The sequence below is a fragment of the Candidatus Poriferisocius sp. genome, from assembly GCF_965219775.1.
GTDB lineage: Bacteria > Actinomycetota > Acidimicrobiia > Acidimicrobiales > Bin134 > Poriferisocius.
The window spans coordinates 3,341,906-3,360,541 of record NZ_OZ244793.1 but is presented as its reverse complement, the minus strand read 5'-3'; the positions used below and the strand labels follow the sequence as shown (position 1 = coordinate 3,360,541).

Here is an 18,636-nt window from a genome sequence, read left to right as displayed (position 1 = left end):
TAGGATTGAGGGCATGCCGGTAGCCGCTTCCACCCCCATTGAGCTGATCGAAAACGTGTATTCCACCCTGGACGAGCGGGTGGACGCCGCCCGGTCCCGCTTCGGCCGAGACCTCACGCTGGCCGAGAAAGTCCTGGTCAACCACCTGGACGACCCCACCTTGACCCCCGAACGGGGAGCAACCTACGTGGATTTGCGACCCGACCGGGTGGCCATGCAGGACGCCACCGCCCAGATGGCCTGGCTGCAATTCATGACCGCCGGGCTGGATGCGGTGCAGGTACCCACCACCACCCACTGCGACCACCTCATCTCCGCCCGCCTCGACGCCGGACGCGACCTGGCCGCCGCCCTGGACACCAACGAAGAGGTGTACGACTTTCTGGAGTCGGTGTGCGCTCGCTACGGCGCGGGCTTCTGGAAGCCGGGATCGGGGATCATCCACCAGGTGGTCCTGGAGCAGTACGCCTTCCCCGGCGGCCTGATGATCGGCACCGACAGCCACACCCCCAACGCCGGCGGATTGGGCATGGTGGCGGTGGGCGTGGGCGGGGCCGACGCGGTGGACGTGATGACCGGCTTCCCCTGGAACGTGCGCTGGCCCAAGCTCATCGGCGTGTACCTGACCGGGGAGCTCGAAGGGTGGGCCGCCCCCAAGGACGTGATCCTGAAAGTGGCCGAGATCCTCACCGTGGCGGGCGGCACCGGGGCCATCGTGGAGTACTTCGGGCCCGGCGCCCACTCGCTGTCGGCCACCGGCAAGGCCACCATCTGCAACATGGGGGCCGAGATCGGGGCCACCACCTCGCTGTTCGCCTACGACGACGCCATGGCCCGCTACCTCAAGGCCACCGGTCGAGAAGCGGCGGCCGACGCCGCCAACGCCGTGGCCCACCACCTGCGGGCCGACGACGCCGTGCTGGCCGACCCCGCCCGCTACTTCGACCGCATGGTGGAAATCGACCTGTCGAGGCTGGGACCGCACATCAACGGTCCCCACACCCCCGACCGGGCCCGCCCGGTGGCCGAATTGGGGGCCGAGGCCAAGCTGAACGGATGGCCCCTGGAGGTGAGCGCGGCGCTGGTGGGGTCGTGTACCAACTCCAGCTACGAGGACATCACCCGGGCCGCCGGCATCGCCCGCCACGCCGCCGCCCACGGCCTCACCGCCCGGTCCCCACTCATGGTCACCCCCGGCTCCGAACAGGTGCGAGCCACCATCGAGCGAGACGGCCTGTTGGCCGACCTGGAGGCCATCGGGGCCACCGTGCTGGCCAACGCCTGCGGCCCGTGCATCGGCCAGTGGGACCGCCAGGACGTGGCCGACGGCACCCCCAACAGCATCGTCACCAGCTACAACCGGAACTTCCCCAAGCGAAACGACGGCTACGCCTCCACCAACGCCTTCGTGACCTCCCCGGAGACGGTGGTCGCTTTGGCCCTGGCCGGCACCTTGGACTTCGACCCGGCCACCGACACCCTCACCGCCCCCGACGGCACCGAGGTGGCCCTCATGGTGGGACCGGGCACCGAGTTGCCCGAGGCGGGCTTCGACCCCGGCGCCAGCGGCTTCATCGCCCCGCCCGACGACGGCAGCGGCGTGGAGGTGCGGGTGTCGCCCGACTCCGAGCGCCTGCAGGTGCTGGCGCCGTTCGCCCCCTGGGACGGCCAGGATCTGCTCGACCTGCCCGTGTTGCTCAAGGCGCAGGGCAAGTGCACCACCGACCACATCTCCATGGCCGGGCCCTGGCTGCGCTACCGGGGCCACTTGGAGAACATCTCGGGGAACTTGTACCTGGGGGCGGTCAACGCCTTCACCGGGGCCACCGGCAAGGGCAAGAACCAACTGGACGGCTCCACCGGCTCGTTCCCCGACATCGCGGCGTCCTACCACGCCGCGGGCCAACGGTGGGTGGTGGTGGGCGACCGCAACATCGGCGAGGGCTCGTCCCGGGAGCACGCGGCCATGGAACCCCGCTTCCGGGGGTGTGCCGCGGTGATCGCCCGGTCGTTCGCCCGCATCCACGAGACCAACCTGAAAAAGCAGGGTGTGCTGGCCCTGACCTTCGCCGACCCCGACGACTACGACCGCATCGACGAGGACGACCGCGTCTCCGTGCTGGGCTTGGCCGCACTGGCCCCCGGTACGCCGGTGCGGGTGCAGGTGACCAAGCCCGACGGAACCGCCGTGGAGATCGTTGCCGAGCACACCCTGTCGTCGGAGCAGATCGAGTGGTTCCGGGCGGGCAGCGCGCTCAACCTCATCCGCGAGCGCACCGCGGGCTGAGCGGCCGATGGTGTCCCCGGCGCGGCCTGGTCGACGGCGACGCCCGGTGCGCGAGCGCACCGCGGGCTGAGCGGCCGCCGCCGGCCCCGATGGACATCCGCCAGCTCGACGCCCTGTTGGCCATCGCCGAACACAAGACCTTTTCCAAGGCGGCCCGGTCGCTGCACACCGTGCAGTCCAACGTGTCCAAACACATCGCCCGACTGGAGGAGGAGCTGGGCGCCCTGCTGGTGGACCGGGACGCCGGCACCCTCACCGAGGAGGGGGAGGCGGTGGTGGCCCGGGCCCGGCGCATCCGGGCCGAAGCCGACGCCATTGCCCACGACATGGCCGCCCAGCGCGACGACGTCTCCGGGGTGAACCGGCTGGGCACCATCGACTCCACCGCCCGCTGGCTCATCCCCATGGTGCTGCCCGCCCTGGAGGCCAAGTACCCCAAACTGCGACTCGAGGTGCTCACCGCCACCACCACCAGCCTGCTCCCCCAGGTGGTGGCGGGCGACCTCCACAGCGCGGTGGTGAACTTGCCGTTGAACGACCCCGAGATCCGGGCCGAGGAGCTGTTCGAGGAAGATCGGCTGCTCATCGCCCCGCCCGACCATCCCCTGGCCCGCAAATCGGCGGTCACCCCGGCGGAACTGAGCCGCCACGAGCTGCTGCTGCCCCCGGTGGGCACCGCCTTTCGCGACGAGATCGACTCCGAGCTGCGAAACCAGGGGGTGGAGCTCACCACCCGGGCCGAGATCGACGGCATGCGGATGATCGCCACCCTGGTGCTGACCGGATTCGGCGCGGCCATCCTCCCGGCCACCGCCGCCCCCGAGGACGGCCCTTGGCGGCGCATTCCCATCACCGGGCTGGTACGACGCTCGGTGGGCCTCATCGTCAGCCGCCGGGTGGCTCCTTCGGCGGTCACCCGGGCGGTGCGCGACGTGATCTTCGAGGTGGTCGGCACCCGGGGCTACGACCAGGCCGGGGTGTACCCGAGCTGATGGGGCCACGGCGCGGCTCCGTCGGCCGGGATGACACCCGCGCCCATGCCCCGGCGGGCCCGGCGCGCGAAACTGACGCAATGCCCCGGTGCCCACGGCCATGAGTGCGGTCGAGAACCGGCCCGGCCCGCTCCCGTTGCGGGCGGGTGCCTCCGGATCGGCTCGGGCTTGGCTGGATTCCTACAACGGCCGGCCCTGCGTGGCCTTCGAGGTGACCGACGACGACGACCGCGGGGCGCTCCTTCCGGCCGACAGCGAGACGCTGGAGCGGGCCGCCACCGAGGCACTCCTGCGCCGAGTCCCCCTGGTGGGGTTTCTGGCCTCGTCGGGGGCCGACATCAACTCGGGCGTGGCGGCCACCGCCGGATGGGGACGGGTGGCCAAAGCGGTGGTGAATTGCTCGGGACAGGTGCCCACCGTCTTTTGCGCCACCGGTCCGGCGGTGTCCGGGCCGGCCCTGCTGTTGGGCTTGGCCGACATCGCCATCGCCACCGAGGACAGCTACGCCTTTGTCACCGGCCCCCGCATGGTGGCGCAGTTCACCGGGGAGATGATCAGCTCGCAGACGCTGGGCGGGGCCGCCCAGCTCTCCCGGCGCAGCGGAGTGGCCGCCTTTCTGGTGGAGGACCGCGACGCCGCCGAGGATCTGGTGGGGGCGCTGTTGAGCCTTTTGCCCTCCCACACCGATGAGCTGCCCCCCCGCTGGTCGGTGGACGACCCCGCCGACCGGCCCACCCCCGAGCTGCGCGACCTGTTGCCGGCGTCGCCGCTCGGCAGCTACGACGTACGCGACGTGGCCCGGGCGGTGGCCGACGACGGCGACCTGTTGGAGTACAAAGCCGACTGGGCCACCAACCTGGTGTGCGCCTTCGCCACCGTGGACGGGAGGCCGGTGGGGATGCTGGCCAACCAGCCCCAGTCCCTGGCCGGCACCCTGGACATCGCCTGCAGCCAAAAGGGGGCCCGGTTCGTGTCGTTCTGCGATGCCTTCAACCTGCCACTGGTCACCTTCGTGGACACCTCGGGCTTCCAACCGGGCAAGGACCTGGAGTGGCGGGGCATCATCCGCCACGGGGCCCAGTTGGCCTTCGCCTACGCCCGGGCCACGGTGGGCCGGGTGAACGTGACCCTGCGCAAGTCCTACGGCGGGGCCTACATCGTGATGGACTCCCGACACATGGGCAACGACGTCGCCCTGGCCTGGCCCTCGGCGGAGATCGCGGTGATGGGCGCCCGAGGAGCGGTGGAGATCATCCACCGCCGGGCCGACCCCGAGGAGCGGGCCGAGCGGGAAGCGGCCTACGAGGAGCGCTTCTTGAACCCCTACATCGCTGCCGAACGGGGTTCGGTGGACGCGGTGATCGACCCGGCCACCACCCGGGCCGAAGTGGCCGCCGCCCTGGCCATGCTGGAGTCCAAACGGGAGACCCTGCCCGGCCGCCGCCACGACAACACCCCCTTGTGATCGGCCCGTGCCAGTGGCCCTGGTGATCAGGCCGGATCGGCCACTCTGGGGCTTGGCCGGGCAAGCTGGGGTAAGCTGCGGCCACGACGAGGGAGGAAGCAAAGGAGGCCTGCGTGCCTGAATCCATAACGATCACCGACAATCGGACGGGTGATTCGATCGAGGTTCCGATTGTCGACGGCGGTGTGGATGCCTCGGCGTGGCGCAAGCTTCTTCCCAACGTCTGGTTCCTGGATCCGTCCTTCAGCACCACCGCCGCCACCACCAGCGCCATCAGCGAGGTGGACGGCGAAAACGGGATCCTCCGCTACCGGGGTTACCCCATCGAACAGCTCGCCGAGCACTCCACCTTCTTGGAGGTGGCCTACCTGTTGCTCCACGGCGAGCTGCCCACCCCGGCCCAGTACCAGGCGTGGGTGGACGAGATCACCCATCACACCTTCATTCACGAGCGCTTCCGCAAGCGGTTCATGGAGTCGTTCCTCCACGACGCCCACCCGATGGGGATGTTCGTGTCCACCATCGCCGCCCTGTCCACCTTCTACCCCGAAGCCAAGGACATCGAGGATCCCGAGAACCGGATGCACCAGATCGTGCGGCTCATCGCCAAGGTCCCCACGGTGGCCGCCGCCGGCGCCCGTTTCAACACCGGCATGCCCTTCGTATACCCCGACAACGACCTGGACTTCGCCACCAACTTCCTGTCGATGATGTTCAAGGTGGCCGAGCCCACCTACCAGTGCGAACCGGCCTTCCGGCGAGCGTTGGACCTGTTGCTCATCACCCACGCCGACCACGGGCAGAACTGCTCCACCAGCACCGCCCGGGTGGTGGGCAGCGCCCACACCGACCCCTACTCGGTGATCGCGGCCGCCTGCACCGCCCTGTACGGCCCCCGCCACGGGGGGGCCAACCAAGCGGTGATGGAGATGCTGAACGAGATCGGCCACTACGAGAACATCGACCCGTTCATCAAGGGGGTGAAGGCGGGCGAGACCCGGCTGATGGGTTTCGGTCACCGGGTGTACAAGAACTACGACCCCCGGGCCAAGATCATCAAGCAAGCCGCCTACGAGGTGTTCGAGGTGACCGGCTCGAACCCGCTCCTGGACATCGCCCTCAAGCTGGAGGACGTGGCCCTGGCCGACGACTACTTCGTGAGCCGGCGGCTGTATCCCAACGTGGACTTCTACTCGGGCCTGATCTACCAGTCGATGGGCTTTCCGGTGGAGATGTTCACCGTGCTGTTCGCCATCGCCCGCACCGCCGGGTGGCTGGCCCACTGGGTGGAACTCCTGGAACAGGACAGCCGCATCGCCCGTCCCCGCCAGGTCTACACCGGTTCCACCGAACGCACCTACGTCCCCATCGGCGACCGGTAGGCGGCCCCTCCTCGCCGGTGCCCCGCTTTAGGGGCTTCGGCTCACGCCCTCGACGTCAGCCCGGCCCGCAGGGCGGTGAGCAAAGCGCCCGCGGTGATGGCCGCGGTCTCCGACCGCAAAACGGACCAACTCAGCCGCATCGCCCCGAGTCGGCGGCGCTCGCTGTCGGACCATCCGCCCTCGGGGCCGATCAACACCACCGGATGATCGAGCGACGGCGGTTCGCCGTCCCGGTCCGCCCGAATCGCCCCACTCAGCGCGGCCAATTCGGCGAAACCGGCGAGATCGCCCACCGCCGGGATCCGCACCTGGCGGCTCTGCATGGCTGCTTCCCGGACAACCCGTCGCAGCCGCTCGGTGTGGCGCACGGCCCGGTCGGGGTCCCAGCGCACCACGCTGCGGTCGGCGACGAACGGCACCATGGCGTCCACCCCCAGCTCGGTCAGCTTCTGCACCACCAACTCGGGGCGGCCGCCCTTGATGAGGGCGAACCCGACGGTCAGGTTCGGGTGGGGGGCCTCCACCCGCACCACCGGCCCGTCGGGCTCGGCGCGGCCGTCCCGGCCCGCCCCCAGCCGGCACACCCGCCAGGACCCGGCCCCGTCGGAGGCGGTGAACCGGTCACCAGACCGCAGCCGCAGCGACCGGGTGAGGTGCCGGTGATCCTCGCTCCGCAACTCCGGGCGTTCCACGTCGGCCACGAACACATGGGGACCGTCGGCCCCGGTGGGCCCGGCGACCGCCCCGCCGGAGATGGTCAGCGCCTCCGGGCCTGGCGGCGGCGTTTGCGGGTGTCGGGCGCCACCTCCTCGCCCCGCAGCTCGGCCAGTTGTTGGATCAACTCGATCTCGTCGTCGCTGAGCCCGGTGGGCGTCTCCACCCTGGCCTGCACCAACAGGTCACCCCGACCACGGCCCTCCAGGCGGGGCACCCCCCTCCCCCGGATGCGGAACACCTGCCCGCCCTGGGTGCCGGCGGGCACCTCCAGATCCTCCACCCCGTCCAGGGTCTCGTACTTCACGTTGGTCCCGAGGGCGGCTTGGGCCATGGTCAAGGGAAGTTCGCCGATCAGGCTGTCGCCGTCGCGCTCGAACCGCTGGTGAGGGCGGACCTCGATGTGTACGTACAGGTCACCCGGCGGGCCGCCTCGGGGCCCGGCCGCGCCCCGGCGGGCCACCCGCAACGTGGACCCCTGATTCACCCCTGCGGGCACGGTGACGGTGTAGTCGCGGTCGCCCACCACCCGGCCGTCCCCCCGACACGCGGTACACGGGTCGGAGATCAGCTCGCCGGTGCCGCCGCAGGTGTCGCACACCGTGCGGGTGACCATCTGGCCCATGATCGACTGCCGGGTTCGCTGCACCTGCCCGATGCCGCCGCACGTCCCGCACGTGATGGGCTGGGTGCCCTCGGCGGTGCCCCGACCGTCGCAGGGCTCGCACACCGAGGCGGTGCGCACGGTGACCTCGGCGTCGGTGCCCAACACCGCATCCTCGAAGGCCAGGGTGAGCACCGCCTCCAGGTCGGCGCCCCGCTGGGGCCCGGTCCGGGCCCGACCGCCCCCGAAAGTGGTGCCCCCGAAAGGACTGGCGCCGCCGAAGAAGGCGTCGAACAGGTCGCCCAGGTTCATCCCCGAGAAGGGATCGCCGCCACCGCCGGCCCCCGGCGCGGTGCCGAAGCGGTCGTAATGGGCCCGCTTCTGGGGGTCGCTCAGCGTCTCGTAGGCCAGCGCGATCTCCTTGAAACGGGCCTCGGCCTCGGCATTGTCGGGATTGGCGTCGGGGTGGTACTTACGGGCCAGCTTGCGAAACGCCCGTTTGAGGTCATCCTCGGTGGCGTCCCGGCTCACGCCGAGCAGGTCGTAGAAGTCGGTGGTCATGGGCGGGTACTAGGGCGACGACAGCCGATCGCCCAGGTTCTGGCTGACCACCGCCACCGCGGCCAGGGCCTGGGGGTAGTTCATGCGGGTGGGACCCAGCACCCCGATGGACCCCACCGGTCGGCCGGCCACCTCATAGGGGGCCACGATCAGCGAACACTCGGCCAGGGAGACCTCGCCGGTCTCCGAGCCGATGGCCACCGACAAGCCCCGGTCCAAGATGTCGCGCACCAACGACACCACCACGAGCTGCTTCTCCAGTACTCCCAGCACCGAGCGCACCGTGTCGGTGGCGTCGAACAGGCCGGCCACCTGAGCGGCCCCACCCACGTAGAGCTGTTCCTCGGCGTCGCTCAAGTCGGCCAGCGAGTCCAAAATCCGGGCGGCCAGCGGAGTCAGCCGGGTGGTGTCGCCCCGCTCCCGCAGGGCCGACGCCGGTTGTCCGGCCAGAAATTCGGTGAGCCCGTCGGCGGCTTGGCCCAACTCGACTGCGCCGGCGGGCTGGTCCATCTCGATGGTCCGCTTGTCGACCGATCCGTTCTCGTACACGACCAGGGCCAGCACCTGCCACTGCGACAGGTCCACCAGGTTCACCGAGCGGATGGTGGCGCTGGAATGCTGGGGGGCCACCACCAACGCGGCGTAGGCGGTGAGTTCGGCCAACAGCGCGCTGGTGTCGGCCAGCATCTGCTCGAGTTCGCTGTGGGTGGTCTCGAAGAAGTCCCGCACCTGGCGGCGCTCGCTGCGGCCCAGGGTGTCGGACACGTCGGTGAGCGAATCCACGAAGTGGCGGTAGCCCTTTTCGGTGGGCACCCGGCCCGCGCTGGTGTGGGGTTGGTGCAAGTAGCCGGCCTGCTCCAACGCCAGCATCTCGTTGCGGACAGTGGCGGGCGACACTCCCAGGTCGGCGATTTCCGACACGTGATTGGAACCCACCGGCTGGGTGGTGGAGATGTATCCCTCCACGACAGCCCGCAGCACGGCGGCCTTGCGGCCCGAGAGCGTGGCGTGTTGGCTGCTCATCAGAATGGGGATACTACCGGGCCGTCAGTCTTCGAGCCGCAGGGCGGAGATGAACGCCTCCTGGGGCACGTCCACCCGCCCGATGGCCTTCATCTTCTTCTTGCCCGCCTTCTGGTTCTCCAACAGCTTGCGCTTGCGGGTCACATCCCCGCCGTAGAGTTTGGCGGTGACGTCCTTGCGGAAGGCCTTGACCGTCTCCCGGGCGATGATCTTGCCGCCGATGGCCGCCTGAATGGGCACGTCGAACTGCTGGCGGGGGATGAGTTCCTTCAGCTTGTCGGTCATGCGCCGGCCGTAGGTGTAGGCCGCATCCCGGTGGACGATGGAGCTGAAGGCGTCCACCGGCTCGTGCTGGAGCAGGATGTCCACCTTGGTGAGGTCGGCCCCGGCGTAGCCGTCGGGCTCGTAGTCCAAACTGGCGTACCCCTGGGTGCGGCTCTTGAGCTGGTCGAAGAAGTCCACCACCACCTCGGCCAGGGGCAGCCGGTAGGACAGCTCCACCCGTTCGGGCGACAGGTACTCCAGCTTCTTCAGTTCTCCCCGCCGGGCCTGGCACAGCTCCATGAGGGTGCCGGTGTAGTCGGAGGGGGCGATGATGGTGGCGGCCAACATGGGCTCCTGGATGCCCCGAATCTCCGCGGCCGGGGGCATGGCCGAGGGGTTGTCCACCTCCAGCTCCTGGCCGCCGTCCAACTCCACCCGGTAGGCCACCGAGGGGGCGGTGGCGATCAGGCTGACGCCGAACTCCCGTTCGAGGCGCTCCCGCACGATCTCCATGTGCAACAGCCCGAGGAAGCCGCAGCGGAAGCCGAAGCCCAGGGCTCCCGAGGATTCCGGCTGGTAGTTGAAGCTGGAGTCGCTCACCCGCAGCCGCTCCAGGGAGTCGCGCAGGGCGGCGAACTCGTCGCCGTCGATGGGGTACAGCCCGCAGAACACCATGGACTTGGGCTCCTGGTAGCCGGCCAGGGGCTCGGTGGCGCCGTGGCGGGTGGAGGTGACCGTCTCCCCGGAGCGGGCCTCGGACACGTTCTTCATGCCCGCGATGAGGTAGCCCACCTCGCCGGGCCCCAGCTCCTGCACCGGTGTCGGCCGGGGGCGCCAGACACCGATCTCGTCGGCTTCCCGGTCGGTGCGGGCCTGCATGAACCGGATGGCCGCCCCCGACGACAGCTTTCCGTTGATGACCCGCACCGAGCTGACCACCCCTCGGTACTGGTCGAAGTGGGAGTCGAAGATCAGGGCCTGCAGCGGGGCGTCGGCGTCACCCACCGGCGGCGGGGTGCGAGCCACCACCGCGTCCAACAGCTCCGGTACCCCCTCGCCGGTCTTGGCGCTGATGGTGAGCACGTCCTCGGCGGCGATGCCCAGCACCTGTTCGATCTCCTCGGCCCGGCGTTCGGGCTCGGCCGCGGGCAGGTCGATCTTGTTGAGTACGGCCACCACCTCCAGGTCGTTCTCCAACGCCTGATAGCAGTTGGCCAGCGTCTGGGCTTCGATGCCCTGGGCGGCGTCCACCAGCAGGATCACCGACTCGCAGGCTGCCAGCGAGCGGCTCACCTCGTAGCCGAAGTCCACGTGGCCAGGGGTGTCGATGAGGTTGATGACGTGGCCCCGGTGATCGAGGCGGACGCTTTGCAGCTTGATGGTGATGCCCCGCTCCCGCTCCAGGTCCATGGTGTCGAGGTACTGGGCCCGCATCTCCCGGGGATCGACGGCCCCGCACAGCTCCAGCATGCGGTCGGCCAGGGTGGACTTCCCGTGGTCGATGTGGGCGATGATCGACGTGTTGCGGATGCGAGAGAGGTCCATGAGAACCCCGTAACGCTACCGCCCTGTGGCCGGGGTGCCCTATGCCGGTGCGGCCCCTGTGTGGTCGGGTGGGTCGATGTCTATGCGGCCTCCCCGTGTGGTGGGGTGGGGTGGTGAACGGTAGAGTTGTCCTTCTGTGGCAAACATCAAGAGCCAGATAAAGCGCAACCGCCAGAACGAGAAGCGCCGCCAACGCAACCGTGCGGTGCGCTCGGAGATCAACACCCGCACCCGCAATGCCGAGGAATTGGCCGAACACGGTGACGCCGAGGAGGTCGAAGCGGCGGCTCGACTGGCCATCAAGCGCATCGACAAAGCGGCCGCCAAGGGCGTGCTGCACCCCAACACCGCCGCCCGGCGCAAGTCCCGGCTGATGAAGCGCCTGAACCGGCTCCAGGCCGGTTAGTGGTGTGTCGCAGAAATAGCGACCCCCCCCCGGAGCCCTGCGCCTAGCGGTTCAACTGGGTCAGGCGGGCCACCAGCACTTCCAGTACCGCCTCAGGCGGCAAGGCAGTGGCCCCGCGCAGGTCCAGGTCGGCTTGGGCCAACAGCTCGAAAGACCGGGCCACCCGCTTGGTGCCCAGTTTCCGTGACTGATTCAGGGCCTTGCGGGCCGGAAAGGTGGAGCCCTTGATCCCGAGAAGCTCGGCCGCCTGCTTCTCGTCCACCACGTCCGCCCCGTCGAGGCGCAGCAGTCGGGCGTAGTGGTTGGACAGGGAGGCCAGCACCTGCATTTCGTTGCGGCCCCCGGCATGGAGCATCCGGCGCAGCTTGTCCAGGGCCTCGGGTATCTTCCCGGAGGCCACTGCGTCGGTCAGCTCCCAGGGCGGCACCGAACCGGCCTCGCCGATGAAGGGGGCCACGTCGTCCACATCCAGGGCCCGGTCGGGGCCGTGGGCGGCACCCAGGGTGGCCAGCAGCCCGGGCAGGCGACTCATGTCCTCCCCCAGGTGGTCGGCCAGCAACCGCTTGGCGCCGGCCCGAAGGCGCAGACCGGCGGCCGCGATCTGGGCGTCCATCCACTTCCCGGTTCCGTCCCGGCCCCGGGGGACGCCGGCACCGATCACCTCACCGCCGGCGGCGGTCACCGCTTCGGACAGTTTCTTGGGCACTGCGCCGAGCCGCTGCAGGGCGGGCCCTTTCTCCCACACCAGCACCAGGTCGGTGGTGGCCAGCGGATCGGCCAGGTAGCCGAGCAGCGGCTTGAGGGCGTCGGCCGAGGCGAAGCGGCCCAGCTCCCGGCCGACCACCACCCGGCGCTCGGTGAGGAACGGCGGCGTCTGGGCGGCGTCCGCCAACGGCGAGATCACGTATTCTTCGCCCTCCAGGTAGGCGGCCTCGTTCAGCTCGGCCACCATCAGCGACCGGTCGCCGTCGCCCACCAGCTCGGACACCCGATCCCGCACGGCGTTGCCCAACAGCACGTCGTCGCCTCCGTGGACCAACACCACCGTGGCGCTCACGGCCCCTCCCCACTCACCGGTACTCCCTGCTCACGCGCACTCCCTGCTCACCGGTACTCCCGGCGCTGTTGGAGCACGGCGCTCATGAAGTCGGCCACCCGGCGGGTACCGGCCACGTCGTGGGCCCGCAGCACCCGACAGCCCAGTCCCACCCCCAGGGCGTGAGCGGCCAGGGTGGCCTCCCGCCGGTCCCCCACCTCGGCCCCGGTCAGCGTCCCCAGAAAGCCCTTGTTGGACACCGACAGGAACACGGGAAAGCCCAGGTCGCACAGCTCGTCGGCCCGGCGCAACAGCTCGGTGGACATGGGCGGGGTCTTGCCCAGGTCGTGGCCCGCGTCGAGCAGGACCCGCTCGGGGGGGATGCCCGCAGCCACTGCCCAGTGGGCCCGTTCCGAAAGGAATCGACGCACCTCCCCCACCAGGTCGTCGTAGACCGGTTCGGGGTCGGCCACCCGAGGGGCCAGGCGCACGTGGCAGGCCACCACCGAGGCCCCGGCCTCGGCGGCCACCCAGAGGTAGTCGGGGTCGGCGAACCCGCTGATGTCGTTGCCCACCACCGCCCCGGCGGCGTAGCTTTCCCGGGCCACCGACGCCCGCCAGGTGTCCACCGAGACGGGCACGTCGAAGCGTCGTCGCAGGGCCTCCACGGCGGGAACCACCCTGTCCATCTCCTCGGTTTCGGTGACGTCGGGGCCCGGGCCGGCCTTCACCCCGCCCACGTCCAACACGTCGGCCCCCTCGGCCACCAGTTGGGCCGCTTTGGCCAGGAAGTCGTCGAAACTCCAGTAGCGGCCGGCGTCGTAGAACGAGTCGGGCGTGCGGTTCAAGATGCCCATGACCAACGCCCGGGTGGTCACGTCGTAGCGGTGGGGCCCGAGCTCCACGATCACGACGGCGACGCTACACCTCCGGTCGGGGTGATCGTCACCACGAGGCGGGGATCGTGCGCCATCACCTCCACCCACAGGGCACCGACCAAGAGCCGCTGACCCGCTCGCACGGTGGTGGCCCCACCCACCCGGTGACCGGGCGGGGCGATCACCGCCCCCACCCCCATGCGCTCCGACAGCGAAAGCACCTGATCCCGCTGGTCACGGGTGCCCGGGTCGGCCACCACCAGATCCACCGACCCCACCCCCGCCCGCCGCACATCCTCCAGCAGCCGCTCGGTCGACCGGTTGGCGCCGAGGGCCACCACCACCGTCTCCTCGCTTCGCCACACCTCGACCCCGGAGTCGAGCACCGCATGCAGCGGCGGTTGGGTGAGGCGCAACGACATTGCGGGCACCAGCAGCACCGCCACCAACCCGACCGCCGCGGTGGCCCGGAAGTGCCGTTGGCGGCCCAGCCACCAGACCCCCGCGCCCACGACCACCACCACGAGGTGCGGCCCCCGCAACTCCCCCAGCCGGGCCGACGCCGCCCAGGCGGCCACCCCCTGAATCCAGCCGATGGCCACACCGGTGGGCCAATGGATGAGCTGAGCCGGCCAACCGCCCACGATCCCGGCGACCACCCCGGCCGAGAGGCTCCACATCATGACCGGGCCGGCCACCGGGGCGGCCAGCAGGTTGGCGGGGAGCGAAGCCACCGGCACCCCGCCGAAGGTGGCCACCAGCAGGGGGGCCACCGCCATTTGGGCCGAGACGGTCACGGCCAGGGCCTCGGCCAACAACCGGGGGCCGGGCAGGCGTTCGGCCAGCCGGGGGGCCCACAAGATGATGCCCGCTGACGCGGCCACCGACAGCCGGAAGGCCACCGAGTGGACCAGCAGCGGATCGACCACCACCAACAGGGTCACGGCCAGCGCCAGCAAGCGGCGTCCGGACACCTCCCGTCCCAGCAGGGTGCCGGTGGCGGCGATGGCGGCCATGGCCGTGGCCCGCAGCACCGAGGGTTCGAACCGGGTGACCAAGGCGAAGAAGGCGATGAAGCCCAGGGTGAGCACCCAGCGACCCCGGTAGTCGAAGCGCTCGATCAAGGGGCGAGCCAAGATGAGCACAAAGGCCACGTTCTGCCCGGACACGGCCAACAAGTGGGTGAGGCCCGCCGCCCGAAAGTCGTCGGACACCACCGGCGACTGTTGGCGGTCGTCGCCGTAGGACAGCCCGGTGAACAGGGCGTGGCGGTCGTCGTCCAGCGGCTCGGCCCCTCGGGCGATGGTGCGGCGCAGCCAGTTGGCCACCCGAAAGGGCAGCCATCCGGGGCGGTGGGCGCCGACCTCGTCGATGCTCAGGCGGTTGGCGATGTGGCGGGCGGCCAGGTAGTCGGGCAGCGGGTCGATGGGTCGGGTGCTGCCGCTGACCCTGATGCGGTCGCCCGCCAGGCGCTCGCCGAGGGCGCGAGCGGATCGCCCGTAGGCCCAGGCCTCGTAGCGGCGACCGTCGGCCCGCACGTCGGCCCGCATCCCCTGGCCCACCGGAACGGGGTCGGACACCAGGGCGACCTCCCCGGCGAAGGCGGCCGGTTCCACCGGGCCGAGGCCGGCCCACGCCCGGGCCCCCAGCGTGGAGCTGAGCAACGCCACCGCCACCACCAGCAGCCACGGTCGGCGGGCGGCCACGGCCACCACGCCCAACGCCGCCACCGGGACCACGGGTACCGCCGCCGACCACCAGGCCCCCACCACGGCGGCCACGGCCAGCACCACGGTCTGGCGATCGCTCACCGCCAGCGGGGGCTCAGGCTCACACCGCTACCAAGTCTCGGATCTGCTCCAGTTTGGCGGGGCCGATGCCCGACACGGCCAACAACCCGTCCACGCTGGAGAAGCCGCCGATGCGCCGGCGGTGCTCCACGATGGCCTCGGCGATGGCGGGCCCCACCCCCGGCAGGGACTGGAGCTGCTCGGCGGTGGCGGCGTTGAGGTCCAGGGGGCCCGACCGCAGGCCGGCTTCGCCCCCGGCCGGCCCGCTTCCCCCCACCGCCGGGGGAATGACCGCCTCCCCGAGTCGGGGGATGTACACCCGTTGACCGTCGAACAAGATGTTGGCCAGGTTGACCCGGTCGTAGTCGGCGTCGGCGGCCAGCCCGCCGGCGGCTTCCACCAGATCGAGTACCCGAGCCTCGCCCGAGAAGAGATAGACCCCCGGCGACAGCACGGCCCCGGCGGCATGGACCAGGATGGGGGTGGGTTCGGCGGTGGGAACCGCCGGGGCGGGTAGCGGCGTGGCCATGGGGATGATCGCCTCGGGGCGGGGTGGTTGGCCGCCGCTCGTCACGGCGTAGGCGGCCACCGCGATCACGATGACCAGCCCGAGTCCGGCCAACGCCAGCTTGGGACCGGTGAGATGGTGGCGGTAGTCGTCCCACATCTCCCGGGCCCGATCGGCCGGGCTGGGCCGGGGCGGGGGCAGCGAGGGTTCTTCCATGGGCCGTTCCGGGCGCGTGGCGCCGTTCCGGTGGCGGGGGAAGCCCCCTCAGGCTATCAGCCCCAACTCGGCTTCGACAGGGCCAAAGAGAAGACGCCGGGGGTTGCTGGTCGGCGACGACCCCTGGGCCGAGGCGCGGCCGGCTGGCCGATGCTCAGTAGAGCTGGGTGGTGAGGCGGCGGCGGTAGCCCGCGGTGCGGGGATCGTCGGCGCCCATGATCTCCAGGAGGTCCACGAACTCCTGGCGGGCGTCGGGGTCGGCCTTCACCCGTCCGAGCAAATCCTCCAGACGGGCCTCCACGTCGTGATCGGCGTTGTCGCCCCCGGTGCGGGCCAAGGCGGCCACCCGGCGGACCTCGGCCGTCTCGGGAATCCGCTCCAACAGCTCCAATGCCTCGTCGGCGTGGTCGTCGGCCACCAGCAGCTCGGCCAGGGCGACCACCGCTGCCTCGTGGTCGGGATCCAGCTCGAGGGCCCGCCGCAGGGAGGCCTCGTCGCCCGCGGCCACCAGGGCCTCCACCTCGGTCTCCTGCTCGGTGGGCAACAGACGCTGCACGAACTCGGTCACCGCGTCCTCACCCTGGGCGCCCACGAACCCGTCCACCACCTTGCCGTCCCGCAGCCCGTACACCGCGGGAATCCCCTGCACCCTGAAGGCCTGGGCGGTCTGGGGGTTGTCGTCCACGTTGACCTTGACCAGCTCCACCGCACCTCCGGTGGCGGCCACCACCCGCTCCAGAATCGGCCCCAGCGTCTGGCACGGCCCGCACCACGGGGCCCAAAGATCCACCACCACCGGCACGGTGTGCGACCGCTCGACCACCGCCGTGTTGAACGTGGCGTCACTCACATCGGCCATGGCAACCCTTCCTGTCTTCCCGGTACTGGGGCATGTGCTGCCGCAAGACTCTTCTTCGCCGTCGGGGCTGGTGGGGCCCGCGTCTCATTGGTTCTGGCGAAAAGCTAGCGTGACCGGTTGCATGGACCATATCCAAGGCATCCGCCCCGACACGGTCAGCGCCTGGTTCACGGCCAACGTGCCCGAGGTGGCGTTGCCGTTGTCGTTCGAGTTGATCGCCGGTGGTCACTCCAACCTCACGTTCAAGGTCACCGGGGTCAACGGCCGGCCCTACGTGCTGCGACGACCCCCGCTGTATCAGGTGCTGGCCACCGCCCACGACATGGGCCGGGAGCACAAGATCATCGCGGCGTTGGCCGACACCGACGTGCCGGTGCCCGCCACGTTCGGCCTGTGCGAGGACGAAGCCGTCAACGAGCGCCCGTTCTACGTGATGGACTTCGTGGACGGGCGGGTGGTGCGCTCCGGCAAGGAGGCGTCCCGACTCCCCCTGGAGGTGCGCCACGCCGCCTCCAGGTCCATCGCCGACACCATGGCCCGCATCCACGCCGTGGACGTCGACCAGGTGGGCCTCGGCGATCTGGGCCGCAAGGAGGACTACATCGCCCGCCAGCTTCGGCGCTGGCTGCGCCAGTTCGAGGAGTCCAAGACCAAGGACCGGCCCCTCATCCAGGAGATCCACGACCACCTGGTGACCCGCATTCCGCCCCAGGGCGACGCCGGCATCGTCCACGGCGACTACCGCCTGGACAACTGCATCGTGAACGACGACGGCCAGGTGCTGGCCGTGTTGGATTGGGAGCTGTGTACCCTGGGCGACCGCAACGCCGACGTGGCCCAGCTTCTGGTGTACTGGGCCGAGCCCGAGGATGCCGACTTCGCCCTCGACGACCCCCCGACCGCCATGCCGGGGTTCGCCGGGCGGGCGGAACTGCAGGAGCTGTACCAGGAGGCGGCGGGGCGCGAACTGGACAACTTCGAGTTCTATCTGGCCTTTGCCCACTGGAAGCTGGCCTGCATACTGGAAGGCGTGTACAGCCGGTACGTGAGGGGGGCCATGGGCGACAAGGCCCCGGCCCGGGGAACGGAGAGCTTCGCCGCCCGGGTGGATGCCCTCACCAAAATGGCCGCCTACGCCACCGAGGAGGTGGCGTGAGCCGCCTCGGCGCTCCGGTTGACCCCGGAACGTCCACCCCACCCCGGCCGAGGCGGACATGAGCAGCGATTTCGTCGTCTTCCACCACGAACCCGGCTTGGACGACCCGGTGCTGGTGATCGCGCTGGACGGTTGGGTGGATGCGGGCTACGGCATGCGGTACGCCACCGAGATCATGGTGCCCGGAGACGACACCGGCTTGGTGGCCGCCTTCGATGCCGACCTGCTGGTGGACCACCGGGCCCGACGGCCCACCATGACCGTGCAGGACGGCCGGGTGGACCACATAAGCTGGCCGAGCATCCGCCTGCAGGTGGTGAGCGACCTGGACCAACGTGAGTTCCTCATGCTCCACGGCCCCGAACCCGACTTCCGCTGGCAGGCGTTCTGTGCTGCGGTTGACGAGTTGGCCGCCCGGTTGGGGGTCAGACGGGCGGTGTCGTTGGGGTCGTATCCCGCGGCGGTGCCCCACACCCGACCGGTACGGCTGTCGGCCACCGGCACCTCCCCGAATCTGATCGAGCGGTTCGGCGCCCCCCAGGGCACCCTGGAGGTACCCGCCGGGATCAGCGCGGCGTTGGCCAAGCGATTCGAGGCCGCCGGGGTGGAGACGGTGTCGGTGTGGGCCCAGGTGCCCCACTACGCCGCGGGCTCCCCGTTTCCGGCGGCCACCGCGGCCCTGTTTCAGGGGCTGCGGGCGGCGGCTGAATTGCGGTTCGACCCGGCGCCGCTGATCGCCGAGGGGATGGAGGTGTCGACGCGGCTGGATGCCATGATCGCCAAGAACGCCAACCACAAGCGGCTGCTCGGCCGCCTGGAGAGCGCCTACGACACCACGGTGGGCGAAGAGGAAGCCAACATCCCGAGCGGCGACGAGCTGGCTGCGGAGCTGGAGCGCTTCCTGCGCGACCAGGACGAATCCAAATGACCACGATCACGGAGGACCGAAG

At 70.5% G+C, this 18,636-nt stretch carries 16 protein-coding genes; 7 read left to right on the top strand and 9 right to left on the bottom strand.

All coding sequences use genetic code 11. The features are described from left to right. Positions 1–13 precede the first annotated feature (13 nt). The 4 genes from ACOQPQ_RS15200 to ACOQPQ_RS15185 all read left to right on the top strand — a co-directional run bounded on the left by ACOQPQ_RS15200 (position 14) and on the right by ACOQPQ_RS15185 (position 6,126). Positions 14–2,287: an aconitate hydratase gene (locus ACOQPQ_RS15200; RefSeq protein ID WP_420640257.1), complete on the top strand. Its 2,274-nt coding sequence runs from the start codon at positions 14–16 to the stop codon at positions 2,285–2,287. Positions 2,288–2,376: 89 nt separating this feature from the next. Further along, positions 2,377–3,279: a LysR family transcriptional regulator gene (locus ACOQPQ_RS15195; RefSeq protein WP_420640256.1), complete on the top strand. Its 903-nt coding sequence runs from the start codon at positions 2,377–2,379 to the stop codon at positions 3,277–3,279. 100 nt (positions 3,280–3,379) lie between these two features. After that, complete coding sequence (locus tag ACOQPQ_RS15190) at positions 3,380–4,744, top strand: acyl-CoA carboxylase subunit beta (RefSeq protein WP_420640255.1); 1,365 nt, start codon at positions 3,380–3,382, stop codon at positions 4,742–4,744. A gap of 113 nt (positions 4,745–4,857) precedes the next feature. Further along, on the top strand, positions 4,858–6,126 hold the full coding sequence (locus tag ACOQPQ_RS15185) for a citrate synthase (RefSeq protein ID WP_420640254.1): 1,269 nt from the start codon (positions 4,858–4,860) through the stop codon (positions 6,124–6,126). 41 nt (positions 6,127–6,167) lie between these two features. Here ACOQPQ_RS15185 and ACOQPQ_RS15180 read toward each other — a convergent pair whose 3' ends face one another. The 4 genes from ACOQPQ_RS15180 to lepA are packed head-to-tail and all read right to left on the bottom strand — an operon-like array spanning position 6,168 to position 10,837. Continuing rightward, entirely contained in the window at positions 6,168–6,827 is a 660-nt protein-coding gene (locus ACOQPQ_RS15180) for an RsmE family RNA methyltransferase (protein ID WP_420640253.1), read from the bottom strand. 56 nt (positions 6,828–6,883) lie between these two features. Then, complete coding sequence (dnaJ, locus tag ACOQPQ_RS15175) at positions 6,884–8,005, bottom strand: molecular chaperone DnaJ (RefSeq protein ID WP_420640252.1); 1,122 nt, start codon at positions 8,003–8,005, stop codon at positions 6,884–6,886. Positions 8,006–8,014: 9 nt separating this feature from the next. After that, positions 8,015–9,028, bottom strand: a complete 1,014-nt coding sequence (gene hrcA, locus ACOQPQ_RS15170) for a heat-inducible transcriptional repressor HrcA (protein ID WP_420640251.1) — start codon at positions 9,026–9,028, stop codon at positions 8,015–8,017. Positions 9,029–9,052: 24 nt separating this feature from the next. Next, the gene (gene lepA, locus ACOQPQ_RS15165; protein WP_420640250.1) at positions 9,053–10,837 is read right to left on the bottom strand and encodes a translation elongation factor 4; all 1,785 of its coding nucleotides are present in this window, start codon (positions 10,835–10,837) and stop codon (positions 9,053–9,055) included. Between the two features lie 136 nt (positions 10,838–10,973). On the opposite strand from lepA, the gene rpsT reads away from it, so the two are divergent. Beyond that, positions 10,974–11,243 (top strand): 30S ribosomal protein S20, encoded by a 270-nt coding sequence (rpsT, locus tag ACOQPQ_RS15160; RefSeq protein WP_420640249.1) that lies wholly within the window; start codon positions 10,974–10,976, stop codon positions 11,241–11,243. 43 nt (positions 11,244–11,286) lie between these two features. Here rpsT and holA read toward each other — a convergent pair whose 3' ends face one another. The 5 genes from holA to ACOQPQ_RS15135 all read right to left on the bottom strand — a co-directional run bounded on the left by holA (position 11,287) and on the right by ACOQPQ_RS15135 (position 16,530). Next, positions 11,287–12,300, bottom strand: a complete 1,014-nt coding sequence (gene holA, locus ACOQPQ_RS15155) for a DNA polymerase III subunit delta (RefSeq protein ID WP_420640248.1) — start codon at positions 12,298–12,300, stop codon at positions 11,287–11,289. Positions 12,301–12,347: 47 nt separating this feature from the next. Beyond that, positions 12,348–13,190, bottom strand: a complete 843-nt coding sequence (gene folP / locus ACOQPQ_RS15150) for a dihydropteroate synthase (protein WP_420640247.1) — start codon at positions 13,188–13,190, stop codon at positions 12,348–12,350. Further along, on the bottom strand, positions 13,187–14,968 hold the full coding sequence (locus ACOQPQ_RS15145; protein WP_420640246.1) for a ComEC/Rec2 family competence protein: 1,782 nt from the start codon (positions 14,966–14,968) through the stop codon (positions 13,187–13,189). The genes folP and ACOQPQ_RS15145 overlap by 4 nt, the downstream gene beginning before the upstream one ends. Before the next feature lie 19 nt (positions 14,969–14,987). Next, the gene (locus tag ACOQPQ_RS15140) at positions 14,988–15,671 is read right to left on the bottom strand and encodes a ComEA family DNA-binding protein (protein WP_420640245.1); all 684 of its coding nucleotides are present in this window, start codon (positions 15,669–15,671) and stop codon (positions 14,988–14,990) included. Positions 15,672–15,825: 154 nt separating this feature from the next. Next, entirely contained in the window at positions 15,826–16,530 is a 705-nt protein-coding gene (locus ACOQPQ_RS15135; RefSeq protein WP_420640244.1) for a tetratricopeptide repeat protein, read from the bottom strand. 121 nt (positions 16,531–16,651) lie between these two features. On the opposite strand from ACOQPQ_RS15135, the gene ACOQPQ_RS15130 reads away from it, so the two are divergent. Further along, positions 16,652–17,686, top strand: a complete 1,035-nt coding sequence (locus ACOQPQ_RS15130; RefSeq protein ID WP_420640243.1) for a phosphotransferase family protein — start codon at positions 16,652–16,654, stop codon at positions 17,684–17,686. A 58-nt stretch (positions 17,687–17,744) separates the two neighbouring features. Then, positions 17,745–18,614, top strand: coding sequence for a proteasome assembly chaperone family protein (locus tag ACOQPQ_RS15125; RefSeq protein ID WP_420640242.1), 870 nt, complete (start codon positions 17,745–17,747; stop codon positions 18,612–18,614). The last annotated feature ends 22 nt before the right edge of the window (positions 18,615–18,636 follow it).